The organism is Commensalibacter communis (assembly GCF_947179015.1).
GTDB lineage: Bacteria > Pseudomonadota > Alphaproteobacteria > Acetobacterales > Acetobacteraceae > Commensalibacter > Commensalibacter communis.
In genome coordinates this window covers 264,535-279,309 of sequence record NZ_CAMXCM010000002.1, presented here as the reverse complement: position 1 = coordinate 279,309, position 14,775 = coordinate 264,535, and the positions used below count along the sequence as shown (strand labels likewise).

At 39.0% G+C, this 14,775-nt stretch carries 13 protein-coding genes and 1 tRNA gene; 5 read left to right on the top strand and 9 right to left on the bottom strand.

The features are described from left to right. The first annotated feature begins 2 nt into the window (after positions 1-2). From rsmD to PQG54_RS06070, 3 genes are read left to right on the top strand one after another with little or no spacing between them, the layout of a single operon-like run. The gene (gene rsmD, locus PQG54_RS06080; RefSeq protein ID WP_271789665.1) at positions 3-569 is read left to right on the top strand and encodes a 16S rRNA (guanine(966)-N(2))-methyltransferase RsmD; all 567 of its coding nucleotides are present in this window, start codon (positions 3-5) and stop codon (positions 567-569) included. A 55-nt stretch (positions 570-624) separates the two neighbouring features. Next, the gene (locus PQG54_RS06075; RefSeq protein WP_271789666.1) at positions 625-3,330 is read left to right on the top strand and encodes a DNA translocase FtsK; all 2,706 of its coding nucleotides are present in this window, start codon (positions 625-627) and stop codon (positions 3,328-3,330) included. A gap of 9 nt (positions 3,331-3,339) precedes the next feature. Beyond that, complete coding sequence (locus tag PQG54_RS06070; protein WP_271789667.1) at positions 3,340-3,996, top strand: RluA family pseudouridine synthase; 657 nt, start codon at positions 3,340-3,342, stop codon at positions 3,994-3,996. Positions 3,997-4,296: 300 nt separating this feature from the next. On the opposite strand, the gene rfbD is transcribed toward PQG54_RS06070, so the two are convergent. The 4 genes from rfbD to rfbB are packed head-to-tail and all read right to left on the bottom strand — an operon-like array spanning position 4,297 to position 7,736. Further along, entirely contained in the window at positions 4,297-5,178 is an 882-nt protein-coding gene (rfbD, locus tag PQG54_RS06065) for a dTDP-4-dehydrorhamnose reductase (RefSeq protein WP_271789668.1), read from the bottom strand. 10 nt (positions 5,179-5,188) lie between these two features. Beyond that, complete coding sequence (gene rfbC, locus PQG54_RS06060; protein WP_271789669.1) at positions 5,189-5,752, bottom strand: dTDP-4-dehydrorhamnose 3,5-epimerase; 564 nt, start codon at positions 5,750-5,752, stop codon at positions 5,189-5,191. Positions 5,753-5,764: 12 nt separating this feature from the next. After that, on the bottom strand, positions 5,765-6,673 hold the full coding sequence (gene rfbA / locus PQG54_RS06055; protein WP_271789670.1) for a glucose-1-phosphate thymidylyltransferase RfbA: 909 nt from the start codon (positions 6,671-6,673) through the stop codon (positions 5,765-5,767). Positions 6,674-6,683: 10 nt separating this feature from the next. Continuing rightward, positions 6,684-7,736 (bottom strand): dTDP-glucose 4,6-dehydratase, encoded by a 1,053-nt coding sequence (gene rfbB / locus PQG54_RS06050; RefSeq protein WP_271789671.1) that lies wholly within the window; start codon positions 7,734-7,736, stop codon positions 6,684-6,686. Between the two features lie 155 nt (positions 7,737-7,891). On the opposite strand from rfbB, the gene PQG54_RS06045 reads away from it, so the two are divergent. Both PQG54_RS06045 and PQG54_RS06040 read left to right on the top strand, forming a co-directional pair. Further along, on the top strand, positions 7,892-8,557 hold the full coding sequence (locus PQG54_RS06045; RefSeq protein ID WP_271789672.1) for a histidine phosphatase family protein: 666 nt from the start codon (positions 7,892-7,894) through the stop codon (positions 8,555-8,557). 116 nt (positions 8,558-8,673) lie between these two features. Beyond that, entirely contained in the window at positions 8,674-10,005 is a 1,332-nt protein-coding gene (locus tag PQG54_RS06040) for a lipopolysaccharide biosynthesis protein (protein ID WP_271789673.1), read from the top strand. A gap of 23 nt (positions 10,006-10,028) precedes the next feature. Here the strand turns inward: PQG54_RS06040 and PQG54_RS06035 are convergent. The 5 genes from PQG54_RS06035 to mnmG form a co-directional block, all read right to left on the bottom strand. Continuing rightward, positions 10,029-10,104, bottom strand: a tRNA-Lys gene (locus tag PQG54_RS06035). A gap of 433 nt (positions 10,105-10,537) precedes the next feature. Further along, positions 10,538-11,440 (bottom strand): ParB/RepB/Spo0J family partition protein, encoded by a 903-nt coding sequence (locus PQG54_RS06030; RefSeq protein ID WP_271789674.1) that lies wholly within the window; start codon positions 11,438-11,440, stop codon positions 10,538-10,540. A gap of 19 nt (positions 11,441-11,459) precedes the next feature. Next, positions 11,460-12,248: a ParA family protein gene (locus PQG54_RS06025; RefSeq protein WP_271789675.1), complete on the bottom strand. Its 789-nt coding sequence runs from the start codon at positions 12,246-12,248 to the stop codon at positions 11,460-11,462. 5 nt (positions 12,249-12,253) lie between these two features. After that, entirely contained in the window at positions 12,254-12,868 is a 615-nt protein-coding gene (rsmG, locus tag PQG54_RS06020; RefSeq protein ID WP_271789676.1) for a 16S rRNA (guanine(527)-N(7))-methyltransferase RsmG, read from the bottom strand. Beyond that, complete coding sequence (gene mnmG / locus PQG54_RS06015) at positions 12,852-14,744, bottom strand: tRNA uridine-5-carboxymethylaminomethyl(34) synthesis enzyme MnmG (RefSeq protein WP_271789677.1); 1,893 nt, start codon at positions 14,742-14,744, stop codon at positions 12,852-12,854. The genes rsmG and mnmG overlap by 17 nt, the downstream gene beginning before the upstream one ends. Positions 14,745-14,775: the final 31 nt, after the last annotated feature.

The following is a 14,775-nucleotide window of genomic DNA, read 5'->3' as shown; positions in this document are numbered from 1 at the left end:
GTATGCGTATTATTGCAGGACATTATAAAGGCACCCATTTATACACCCCAACGGGCAAAGAAACACGTCCAACATCAGACCGTGCAAGACAAACCTTGTTCGATATCTTGTTGCATGCCCCTTGGGCAGGAAAATCTTTTATAGAAGATGCAATTATTCTGGATGCCTTTGCTGGCACGGGTGCTTTGGGACTCGAAGCACTCTCTCGCGGCGCACAAAAAGCAATTTTTTTTGAAAAAAATACGCAAACAAGGCAAGTTTTAGAAAAAAACATTCAACTTTGCCGTGCAAATTCGCAGAGTATCCTATATAAAGATGTGTTAACATCTCCACCTAGCAATTATTTATGTAATCTTATTTTCTTTGATCCTCCTTATCATCAAAAATTAATTCCTATTGCATTCGAACATCTAAGAAGAAATCAATATATATCAAAAGATGCGTTAATTATTACAGAAACAGCTATTGATGAACCATTACTGATGGATCAATCAGTAACCTTATTAAATGAACGAAAAATAGGAGCCGCATATTTGAAATTCTGGAAATATAGCAATATGATAGAGTGAACTACTCTTCTTAAAGAATCTTTTTTACCATCTTACAAACAAACGGATAATCATTGTGATCGGCCATAACAAAACAGAAAAAATTATTTCTTCTGAATTACAGTCTGCATTTGGAAAAAGAGTTGTGCAGCTTAGTGGCTGGATTCTTTGGGTATTCGCCTTGCTATTGATTGTCGCATTAATCAGTTATAATCCCGCCGATCCTTCTTTTAACACTTCATCGACTCAGTCCCCTACTAATTTACTTGGGTATGTTGGAGCGTATTTATCTGATATGTTAATTCAATGGGTTGGAATTGCCAGCTTTTTTCCCGTTATAGTTTTTATGGCGTGGGGATGGCGTATTATCAAACACCAACATTTACATGGATTTATTCTACGCATTATTGCGATGCTGTTTGCTTTACCTGTTTGTGCTGCTGTCATCGCTGCTATACCACTTTTTGTTTCAAATAATTATTCTCCTGAATGGCCCAGTGAATCTGGAATTGGTGGATCAGTGGGATTTGTCATTGCTCAAACCTCTTTCACAGCAGCGTTCGACGCTCTGGGACTGTCTGGTAAGATCTTAATCTGGTCACTAGGGCTGATTTTATGCGCGTTATTAATCCCTTTATCAATGGGGTTGTCAAAACAAGAATGGCAAAAAATCATCAGGTTTTTTAAACGTATTTTTAGTATTATCACTTATCTAATTTTCAAAAGAAAAAAAACTACTACTGAGACAGATCAATATACAAACAGTGCATATTCAGCACCCGTGCGTTCATACGATAAAACACCTTTTAAATCTGACCCAAACACTGTATTTGAACAAGATTATACCCCTCCCTCTTATCAAGAATCAATCAGAGCAACAACCCATACACCCTACTCTGCTCCTGCACCTAAAAAGCAAGTAGCAAGTGAAATGGCACCTGATAATACCCCTATTTTTAATCCCCAAGATGTGCAAGAAAAAAACACCAAACACGCCCCTTACTCTTCTGCTCCAGCACAAATAACTTCTGCTGCTCCGACATCACCATCTATTGAAACTAGCAATGAAGTTTATCAAGAAGAAAACACTGTATATGAAGAAACTGAGACGGCCGCACCACCAAAAGTAAAAGATATTTTCTCACTCTTTAACAAACCAATCAAAGAACGCCTAACCCCAATTAAAGAACATATCGTAAACGAACATATTGCGCCAATCAAAGAAACTCTGCAAGCTGCTGATCCTTATAAGCAACAAGATCCTTATACAAATGAAAATTCATGGTCATTCCCACCAGTTTCGTTATTAAGAGAAAATCCTGCGGGAAATAATAACAGACCTAGCGAGCAAATTTTACAAGCCAATGCGCGCATGTTGGAAACAATTCTGGATGATTATGGCGTCAAAGGAACAATTGGTGAAATCTTATGTGGTCCAGTTGTTACCTTATATGAACTTGAACCCGCACCAGGTATTCGTTCAGCCAGAGTAATTGGCTTGTCCGATGATATTGCACGCTCTTTATCCGTCATATCTGTGCGCATTGCAACGGTTCCTGGACGTAATATTATTGGAATTGAAGTGCCAAACAGCACCAGAGAAATGGTATATTTCTCTGAAATGCTTACAACCGAAGCATGGCGCAGGCATACAGCTAAACTTTGTTTGGCTTTGGGTAAAAATATTTTCGGTGAACCCATTTATACGAACCTAGCCAAAATGCCGCATCTTCTAATTGCAGGAACAACAGGGTCAGGTAAATCAGTTGGGGTAAACTCGATGATTTTATCCTTACTCTATCGTTTATCCCCTGATGAATGTCGATTAATTTTAATTGACCCCAAAATGCTTGAATTATCTGTTTATGAAGGGATTCCACATCTTTTAACACCAGTCGTTACCGACCCTCACAAAGCATTATCTGCACTGAAATGGGCGGTCAGAGAAATGGAACGTCGTTATCGCCTGATGTCTCAGCTTGGTGTGCGAAATATTGATGGTTATAATCAACGGATTACCAATGCACGTAACCAAAGCAAGGTTATGACACGTCGTGTACAAACTGGATTTGACACAGAAACAGGCAGACCTACTTTTGAAGAACAGCAAATTCCACTAGAGCATTTCCCTTATATTGTTGTAGTCATTGATGAAATGGCTGATCTGATGATGGTTGCAGGTAAAGATATCGAAGCCGCCGTGCAACGTTTGGCTCAAATGGCGCGTGCTGCTGGTATTCATGTGATTATGGCAACGCAACGACCTTCTGTTGACGTGATTACGGGCACTATCAAAGCCAATTTTCCGACACGGATCTCCTTTCAAGTGATTAGTAAATTCGACAGTAGAACTATTTTGGGTGAGCAAGGTTCAGAACAGTTGTTAGGCCAAGGGGATATGCTATTCATGCAAGCCGGTGGGCGTATTCAACGTGTGCATGGTCCTTTTGTTTCCGATGACGAGGTCGATAAAGTAGTTCATCATCTACGTCAACAAGGCGAACCTATTTACGTTGAAGATGTAACCGCTGAACCTGTCGAGGAAAATAATAACACTGGGCGTTCTGGAGGGAATAATAATGATGATGAACTATATAATCAAGCCATTGCTTTAGTTGTAAAAGAAGGAAAAGCTTCCACTTCTTTCATTCAACGCCATTTATCCATAGGCTATAATCGTGCTGCGAAGATTATCGAACAAATGGAAAAAGAACGCATCGTAAGTCCCGCAAATCATGTTGGGAAAAGAGAAATTTTAATCAATAAACTGCCAAACGAATAAGATCATCACATGGTGCTTCCTTTCCCTATTTTGTTTCAAAATAATTACTATATTATTATCAATAAGCCTGCAGGTATGCCTGTTTATAATAACAAGCATACCACGCAACAATCTGTTGAAGATTTCTTCCCGATGATGTCAAAGCGGAAAGATGGCCCTTGGTTAGTTCATCGGCTAGATCAAGATACTGCGGGATGCTTGGTTATTGCTTTACGTAAACAAGCCCTAATCGATGCACAACATTGTTTCGACACCAAACAAGTCACAAAAATATATTGGGCAATCGTACAAGGAAAACCGCAAGAAAATTACGGAAAAATTGATACACCACTTTTAAAAATCACCAAAAATAAACAATGGTCAATGCAAGCGAACCCCAAAGGACAGTCTACTTCGACTCAATGGAAATTATTGGGGTCAAATGGTCATATAAGTTGCCTTGAATTAAAGCTTTTAACAGGACGCACTCATCAAGCCAGAGCACACTGCGCTATCCTAGGGCATCCTATTATTGGGGATACAATTTATAATTCTAAGGGCGATCAAGAACGTTATTTACATCTCTTTAGTCGTGAGATTTCCTTACCTTTATCCCCTCCCCTCTCTGCAATTGCTGAGCCTCCAAAACATATGATTTCTGAATTACAGCAATTGGATATCTTATGAATAACTCGAAAAGACATATCACTATAAAAAGAGCCTGTTCATAAACTCAGATAGTTCAAGTTTATCTACTTGAACACATTAATAAAGATCAAAGATAAATATCCAAATCTATATCGTTTTCTGTAACTATTGGTGAGACATATACAGCTACAACATTCGTAATAATTCATCATCTAAGAAAAACTATTTTATAAGCTAACAAATGATATTTACGTCAGCACATATGCTGAAATAATGGATAACCCAATAAAAAAGCCCTGATTGTCTCAGGGCTTTTCATCTAAATATATCTTAGGAAAATCAAGCACTAAAAACTGTTTTCACAACTTTTGCCACACTATCCTGCCATTTGGGCAAACGTACATTAAATATTTGATATAATTTATCTGTATTTAAACGAGAATCTTGTGGACGTTTTGCAGGGGTTGGCCAATCTTCTGTTTTAATCGCTGATACTTCTGGCATTTTCTGACCATATAGAGCTGCTTGTTGCAGTGCTTCTGTAGCCAACTCATACCAAGTCGCATCCCCAGTACCAACAGCATGGTAAATACCGTTCCACTCTGAATTCCAACCTTCTTTTAAATAACGATCAGCAATTTGCATAATTGCCCAAGCCAAATCATCGGAACAAGTTGGGTTACCATGTTGATCACCAACAACTTTTAGTGCAGGATTTTTCGCACCAGCATTAATCATTGTGAGAACAAAGTTTTTATTATGAGCAGAGTAAACCCAAGCTGTTCTTAAAATCACGCTATTAGGTTGAGCAGCCAAAATAGCTTGCTCGCCCTCGGCTTTACTTGCACCATAAACAGTTTCAGGAGAAACAGGATCCGTTTCTGTATAAGGCGAACCTTTATCACCGGAAAAAACATAATCTGTTGAAACGTGAATCAATGGCACATCATAAACAGCACATAATTTTGCTAATTGTGCAGGGCCATCACGATTGACCAAATAAGCATCTTCTTGGTTGGTTTCAGCAGCATCAACCGCAGTCCAAGCTGCTGTATTAATAATCAATTCGGGCTTCTGATCGCCTTGAAAAACGCTCTTTAATGTATCAGGTTGTGTAAAATCAAATTCTGGACGACCAACAAACACTAAACGATCATCATTTAAAAGTTTAAATGATTCCGCTAATTGTCCATTCTTTCCGCCGATGACAAGAATTGTCATTAATATTCCCCTATTTTGAATATGAAAACCAGCCCTTTGCTTCGGCAAACCCTGGATTTTGTGCATCTTTATCAGACAAGATTGCTTCTTCTGGCTTAATCGGCCAATCAATCGCAAGATCTTTACAATCCCAACGAACTGCACGTTCACTGGCTTTGTCATATAAACCTGTGCATTTATATTGTACCATTACGTTATCTGTTAACGTACAAAAACCATGTAAAAACCCAGGTGGAATCCATAATTGTGACCAATTATCTGCAGAGAGCTCTGCGCCAACCCATTTACCATAAGTTGGAGACCCCGTACGAGCATCAATCGCCACATCCCAAATAGAACCTTGAGTACAACGAACAAGCTTTCCTTGTGCATGAGGTTCTAATTGACAATGCAACCCACGAACGACACCTCTTTGAGTAGAAAGACTTTGATTATCTTGTACAAAAGGCAAATGGATTCCTGCTTCTTTTAACCGTTCTGCATTATAGGTTTCAGAAAAAAAACCACGATTATCTTGAAAACGAGGAGGCGTAATAAGAGCAACCTCAGGAATAGCTAAAAATTCTATCTTCATGCGTCTATCTCTTTACAATTGTTTATTATCTTTATGATGAACATCATTTGCTAATTCAAATAACATACGACCTAATTCAGTTTTGTGTACTCTTTTAGCCAATACACGCAATTGGTCAGCATCAATAAATCCACGACGAAAAGCCACTTCTTCTGGTGAGCCAACTAACATTCCTTGACGAGACTGAATTGTTTGTACAAAAGTCCCTGCTTGCATCAAACTGTCTGGCATGCCTGCATCCAGCCATGCACACCCACGCCCTAGCCGTTCAACGCGCAGCTCTTGATTATCAAGATACATTTTATTGAGATCAGTAATTTCATACTCTCCACGGGGAGAAAGTTTTACTTCTTTAGCATACTCTGTCACTTTAGAATCATAGAAATATAATCCTGTTACAGCCCAGTTTGATGGTGGATCAATTGGTTTTTCAATAATTTGTTGTGCTCTACCATCTTCGTCAAAAGAAACAACACCATAACGCTCGGGATCACGTACTTGATACGCAAATACCGTTGCACCATTCTGACGTTGTGCAGCTTGCTGTAAAAGGATACTTAGATGATCTGCGAATATTAAATTATCCCCAAGAACCAACGCACACGGTGCACCGTCCAACCAATCTTTACCAAGAACAAAGGCCTGCGCTAATCCATCGGGCTTGGGCTGAACGCAATATTCAAAATTTACGCCCCAATCAGATCCATCGCCCAATAGCCTTTTAAATTGAGGGGTATCTTGTGGGGTTGATATAATCATAATATCCCGAATGCCCGCTAACATTAACGTCGACAACGGATAATAGATCATAGGCTTATCATAAACAGGCAATAATTGTTTACTAGATGCCAAGGTTAATGGATGTAAACGGGTTCCAGATCCCCCCGCTAGTACAATCCCCTTCATTGGTTTTTCTTGCATCTTGGCTTCCTTATTTCATACCTAAGCGTTGACCACTATACCGCTTATCACGAATAGATTGCCACCATTCTTGGTTATCTAAATACCATTGAACCGTCTTACGAATCCCAGTTTCAAAATTGTGCTTTGCTTTCCAATCTAAGGATTTTTCAGCATGAGAAGGATCAATTTCATAACGGAAATCATGGCCAGGACGATCGCCTACGAATTTGATTAACCGTTCGTATTTGCCATTTGAATCTGGTCTTAACTCATCTAAAATAGAGCAAATTGCTCTTACAACATCTAAATTAGTTCTAGGTTGTTTTGCACCAATTGCATAAGTTTCACCTGGCTCACCAATCTCAACTGCTTTTACTAATGCTTCGGCATGATCTTCAACAAATAACCAGTCACGGATATTATCGCCCTTACCATAAACAGGTAAGTCTTTGCCCTCTAAAGCATTAATAATAATCAAAGGGACTAACTTTTCTGGGAAATGCCAAACACCATAGTTGTTTGTCGTATTTGTAACGAACGTTGGTAATCCATAAGTATGAAACCAAGCACGCACTAAGTGATCTGAAGCTGCTTTTGATGCAGAATATGGACTACGGGGATCATAGGGGGTTGTTTCTGTGAATGGTGGGTCATTGATTTCAAGATGACCAAAAACCTCATCGGTTGAAATGTGATGAAAACGGAAATTCTTTTTCTGATCTTCAGTCAAATTTTTCCAATATTCATACGCCACGTTCAACAAAGTATACGTACCAACAACATTTGTTTCAACAAACACCCCAGGACCATCAATCGACCGATCAACATGAGATTCTGCAGCTAGATGCATCACTGCATCTGGCTTAAATTCTTCAAAAACTTTTGTTAGTGCCACGGCATCCGTGATATTCACCTGACAAAAATGATACCGATCGTCTTGCTCAATTTCAGCAACTGTTTCAAGAGAAGCTGAATAAGTTAATACATCAACATTGACCACTGAATGTTTGGTATTATGAATCAAATGACGAACCACAGCAGAACCAATAAAACCACAACCGCCCGTAACAAGGATTTGCATAACTAAAATACACCTTTAAAAAACTTTAAAGTCAAAACTTTGTTCTTTTTTAGCCTTGTCTATACATAATATCAAGTAATTTACTTTCCTTGATAATAAGGTATCTTAAATAAAGCTAAGCATCTTCATCTATTCTGGGATTTCATCAAATTAAAATGACAAAAAATACGTATCAATTTTTAGATAACCCTACGTTATTACAAAACACAACACGTTTTTGGTTTGTCCGCCACGCTATTGTTAATCAAAAAGACAGAGAATATCTTTATGGCACTATGGATGTCTTATTATGCCCAGATCACATAAAGCAGCAGCTCCATATTTATCAACATTTAGCGAACAGGCTACCCCAATCAACATCTTGGTTCACAACGTCGCTTTCCCGAACACAAGATACTGCCAAGCTAATCCAAAACGCTGGTTATGGGCAATGTCCTATTCAAATAGACGATTCTTTCATAGAACAACATCTCGGAGATTGGCAGGGAAAAGCCCATGGGGTAGCTAATCAATATTATCAATATCCTCCTCATCCTTTTTGGCCTTTTTGCGCTAAAGAAATACCTCCCAATGGTGAAACAATGTATGATGTAACAAAACGCGTTGGAAAAAGGTTAGAACAACTTACCCAAACACATCAAGGGCAAGACGTCATTATCATCTCTCATGGGGGTGCAATTAGAGCCGCCATTGCCCATAGTTTAAAGATTCCCGTAGATTCTGCATTGTCACTTTCTATTGTAAACCTATCTCTAACCGTTTTAGAAAATAACCAAAATCATTGGCGTGGATTAACAATCAATGAATATCCTATGTTTTGAACAATAAAGATCTTATTTCATTTAAATTATATGAAGTAAGCCTGATAAGTTTAAGATAACGAAATCTACAAGAAACTTTACAATGATTAAAATTATCAACCATTGGGGAATATATAGTGTTTCATACAACCACTCCCCCTTCTAATACGGGTAGTTTAAGACGTTCAGGGCGTAATCTTTTAAAACTATTAAGCGGTAAAGCTGTTAATGTCCCCCTTGGTCTATTACAAATTTCTTTAACCACCCATCTATTAGGGGATAAAGGCTATGGCTTTCTTATTTTAATACATTCTTTTTCCCAAACCATTGGCGATTTGGCCGAGTTTCAGTCTTGGCAAACCGTATTACATTATGGATTTAAATCCTATAAAAACAAGGATATTCCTTTATTACAACGCGTATTACGATTTTCATTTTTCCTAGATATTTGTAGTGGCGTCTTTGCGCTTATTGTTGGTTTATTATGCGCTATTTATTGCAGTTCTTATTTAGGATGGCCCGCTGAATGGCGTTACTTAGGCATTTTTTACAGTTGCAGCGTTATTTTCACAACCAGTGCCACTTCCAATGGAATTTTAAGACTGCTGAATAGATATGACCTTATCGCGATACAAGGGACTGTCGCTAATTTTATTCGCGTCTTAGGAATGGTTTGCTTGATTTTAATCGGGGGTGGACTGGCAGATGCCGTAGGAATATGGATGTTGGCAGCAATTATCAACCTGACCACTTTTCTTGCTTTTGCATTATACCAATTACATCTACATGGATTATTAAAAAACTTTTTAAAAGGAATCAATCACGGGTTAACAAAAGATTTACCTGGAATATGGAGATTTGCTTGGAACACTAATTTAAATATGACGTTTTCTTTGGCATTTAAACAAGTTACAACGCTCGTTATTGGCGGGATTTTGGGCCCCATTGCTGCTGGATATTATAATATTGCCAATAAAATCGCAGAAGCCATGGCAAAGCCAATTGTCTTATTACAATCCACTTTATACCCAGAAATGGTGCGTTCTTGGCAGAGCAATAAACCTTCTCATCTCTATAAAATGGCATCACAAATTACAATATCAGCAGGCGTTTTTACCTCTCTTGTTCTTTTAGTTCTGCCCTACATTGCCGTGCCCATTATGCATTTACTCTTGCACAAGGACCCGCCCCCTGAGACCCTTACCCTGTTATATTGGCTAGCAGGAGCAGAGCTCATTTTAACCTGGGGAATGTCATTGGAACCTATTTTAATTACGACAGGCAACACAAGTGGAGCCATTTATGCCAAAGGGATTGATGTCTTAATCTTCTTACCTATGCTTTATGTCTCTATTCATTACTGGGAATTGGGTGGCATTGGTCCTGCAACAGTTATTGCTGCTTTTATTTTAATTATTTTACAAGCATTTTTTATGCTAATAAGAAAAAATAAAAATGCTGCTATATGATAATAGCTATATCTGTCTAAGCTTGGTGGGTGCACAAGGGTTCGAACCTTGGGCCCGCTGATTAAGAGTCAGCTGCTCTACCAACTGAGCTATGCACCCATCTAAGAATTGCCATTATCAATATCAAAGCCTCATTTAAAATACAAGTTTTAAATCTCAGTAATTCCGTAAATTTCTATTAATTATTTATGCGGTTTATAGAGAAAACAGTATTATTTTTACAAAGTTGCAAATATTTTATATATCCACAACTCAAATTATCGACCTAAAAAAACACAATATTAATCGCTGTATCAACGAACATCCTAGATTGACCAAAACCAGACATTTTACTGATATATCATATCCCATTACCGGATAAGTTGCATAGCCACGGTATTTTTAAGAGATTAACATAGTCTCATAAGGCTATTTTTGCATACAAAATTACCCCTCATCTCGAAACACCTAATAATTTCTTCGACATATTAAAGGTCACAATTTATTAAACAAACAGAGCAAAAAAATAATCTCAAAAAAAAAATGTAGTTCTTTATTTTTTTAACAATCCCAATAACTCATCAAATTGTTCCAAAGATTTATAATAAATTTGCACGGAGCCACCTTTACCATCAAATTTGATTTGAATATTCAATCCTAATTTGCTGCGCAAATCTTTTTCAAGCAGTTTGATTTCTGCGTCCAAAGGCTCTATTTCCTTGTGCGTTCTTGGTTTTTTTTCTTGATCGCGCTTTACCAACTCTTCGGTTTGACGTACAGTTAGTCCACGTTGTATCACTTCTTTTGCAGCAGCTACAGGATCGGGATGCATTAATAACGCTCTCGCATGCCCGGCTGTCAATTTTCCCTCTTTCAAAAACTGACGAACTTCCTGTGGCAACTGTAATAAACGAATAGTATTTGCGATATGAGGACGCGATTTTCCGACAGCCGAAGCCAACTCATCTTGTGTCAGTTCAAATTCTTCTAATAGCCTAGAAAAACCTTCAGCTTCCTCAACGATATTTAAATCTGCACGCTGCAAATTCTCAACCAAAGCCGCAGCCATCGCGTCACTGTCACTAAGCTGACAAACACGAACCGGAACCTCATGAATAGTTGCAAGCTGCGCTGCACGCCAACGACGTTCACCTGCAATAATCTGGTAATGCCCTTGAGACCCTGGTTTCTCGCGCACTAATAAGGGTTGTAAAATTCCATGATGCTTGATTGAATCTGCTAGTTCTTGCAATGCTTCTGGCATCATGACCTGACGAGGTTGAAAAGGACCAGGCTCAACAAATTCAATTGGCACATTCAACAAAGATATTGGCGCATTGGATAAATCTGCGCTATTTTTTTGAGAACGCTGTACAGTTTCTTCTACCGCATTTCCTAATAAAGCAGCTAAGCCTCTTCCCAAACGTGCCTTCTCTTGCCCTTTTTTACCAGCCATAACGATCTACCTTTTTACCCTATTGAAAACGACGTGTCAGCTCTTTGGCAAGGCTCATATAAGCCACAGCCCCTGCAGATCTACGATCATATAGCATAATGGGTTTACCATAACTTTGAGCTTCTGAAATACGAATATTTCTAGGAATTACCGTTTTACAAACTTTTTCACCAAAGAATGCTTTGGTATCTTCAGCAACCAGTTCAGAGAGCTTATTACGTTTATCATACATTGTTAAAACAATGGCTCTGATATCTAATTCAGGGTTTAAAGATTTTTGCACTCTTGTTACCGTTTTAACAAGATGACTGATCCCCTCCAATGCCAAAAACTCACATTGCAATGGCACAATCAATCCATTTGCAGCAACCAAAGCATTTAATGTCAACATGCCTAAACTAGGTGGGCAATCAATTAAAATGTAATCATAATGTTGAGGCAAAGTCGTCAACGCATTCTTTAACCGAAATTCCCGCTTTTCAACATCAATCAATTCTAACTCTGCACCAGCCAAATTTCCATCAGCCGTAATTAATGATAAATTAGGAACAACTCCTTGTTTAATCATTCCTTCACTGACAGCCCCATCAATCAACAAATTATAGGTTCCAAGAGCACGATCATTATAATCAACGCCTAATGCTGTGGAACTATTCCCCTGAGAGTCTAAATCAATCAATAAAACCTTTTTCTTTTCTGCCAATGCTGTTGCCAGATTAATTGCTGTTGTCGTTTTCCCAACCCCTCCTTTTTGATTGGCGATTGCCAAGATATGAGGTGTCTTTTGTTTTTTATTTTTCTCGGTCATACTTCTTACACAATATGTCTAAATTGATTGATTTTTACTATAACCCCATCGGAGCTGGTCTTGCTAGGAATTTTCAAATAGTCAAATTCCCAATTTTGCTGTGCTTCTGCGATTTCATCATCGACTTGCCGACCTTTTAGGAACAAACAATATCCATTTTCTTTAACTCTATTTTCAGAAAATGATAGTAAAATCTCTAAAGAAGCCAAGGCTCTTGCTGTAATCACATCCACAGAAGGAATATCTACTTGTTCAATACGTTTACATAAAATATTAACGTTTGCTTGCGTTTGTCTGGCAACTTCTCGTAAGAAAACAGTCTTACGCATATCAGATTCAATAAGCGTTATTGGTATTCCTGTCACAATCGCCAACACCAACCCAGGAAACCCTCCACCAGAGCCAAAATCAGCAATCGACCCAACGGATGGATCAATAAAACTTGCCAATTGCAAACTGTCCAAAATATGACGATCCCATATTTGATCGATCGTTTGTTTTGAGACAAGATTTATCTTGGTATTCCATTGCTGTAACAAAGAAACATAAAGCTCTAGTTTTTCTTTTGTTTCACGTGAAACATTTTCTAATAAATTAGCATCTTCATTCTTTAACTGCATGCTTTGATACCCCATCCAAGCTGCGAATATGTGCCAAAATCGCCATCAAAGCCGAAGGCGTTACCCCAGGTATACGCTGTGCTGCGCTGAAGCTAACAGGCCTTACAGCCTCTAAACGTTCCTGCATTTCACGACTTAATCCACCGATTTGCTTGTAGTCTAAATCTACAGGGAACGTAATTTTTGCTTCTTGATCTAATTGCCGTATTTCACGTGCTTGCCTTACTAAATACCCATCATATCGTGCTTCTGTTCGTACATATTCTTGAATATTTTTAGGGAGCTCGACAAACCAAGGGGCTAATTGAGATATCGATTCCTGTGAAGGCATCAATGAAAGCACCTCGAAGAAAGAACGCCAACGTCCATCAGAGGAGATTGTCAACCCTTGTTCCAATAGAGTTTTAGGTAAGAACTTCTCTTCCCTCGCCCGCTCGACTGCTTGTTGGATATAATTTTGATCTTGACGATATAATGCCAAACGTTCTGTACCGACGCACCCTAGCTTTTCACCTAATGGCGTTAGTCGCACATCCGCATTATCTGCACGCAACGTCAACCGATATTCCGCACGTGAAGTAAACATACGATAAGGTTCCGTCACCCCTTGCGTAGTTAAATCATCGATCATCACCCCAATATAGCCTTGACTACGATCAATGGTAATTTTATCTGATCCACTTGCATGTAATGCTGCATTTAATCCAGCCAACAACCCTTGCGCTGCAGCCTCTTCATAACCTGTCGTTCCGTTAATTTGTCCAGCTAAAAACAGGCCTGCATATTGGGGCAATTCTAACGTAGGATTCAATGAACGTGGGTCAATAAAATCATACTCCACAGCATAACCAGGACGTACAATCACGGCCTTTTCTAACCCAGGAATAGAATGTACCATTCTTTCTTGGATTTCTTCTGCTAAACTTGTTGAAATCCCATTTGGGTAAATCAAATCTCCACCTTCATGATGAGGCAATGCTTCTGGTTCCAAGAATAATTGATGACGATCACGCCCAGCAAAACGCACAATTTTATCCTCAATCGACGGACAATATCGAGGCCCTTTTCCCGTAATGGATCCACCATACATGGCTGAACGATGAATATTATCTTGAATGATTTGGTGTGTTTCAGGTGTAGTTGCCGTAATACGACATGACACCATTGGATTATATGCTTTGAACGTAAAACGACTAAAGAATTCTGGTTGTTCATCACCTTTATCTTCAGCCAGACTTTCCATATCAATACTGGTTCTTAATAAACGAGGTGGCGTTCCTGTTTTCAAACGTCCCATTCTAAGTCCAAGCGCCTCTAGACGTGCACCCAACAATGTTGCTGGATCTTCACCAACACGCCCTGCAGGACTGCTCTTCTCACCAATATGAATCATACCTCGTAAAAAGGTTCCCGTCGTTAATACAACAGCACCAGAAACAAATTCACGTCCATCTTCACAAACAACCCCTTGAATACAGTTTCCTTGCCCAACGCGCAAGTCAGCAACAGCCCCCTCCACAATTGTTAAGTTAGGCGTAGCTGCCAACAGATCCTGTATTGCTTGGCGATACAAAATACGATCGGCTTGAGCGCGTGGACCATGGACTGCCGGGCCTTTAGAGCGATTTAAAAGTTTAAAATGAATACCAGCTCGATCAGCTGCTTGCGCCATGATGCCATCCATCGCATCAATTTCACGCACCAAATGCCCTTTACCAATTCCACCAATTGCAGGATTGCAAGACATCGTCCCAACCGTATGTTGATAATGCGTTAACAATAATGTTTTTGCGCCCATACGTGCAGAAGCAGCCGCGGCTTCGCTGCCAGCATGACCACCACCTACAACAATAACATCGTATTTTTCATTAACCATTATCTTTTGCTCATTTTCATTGCTTTATCAA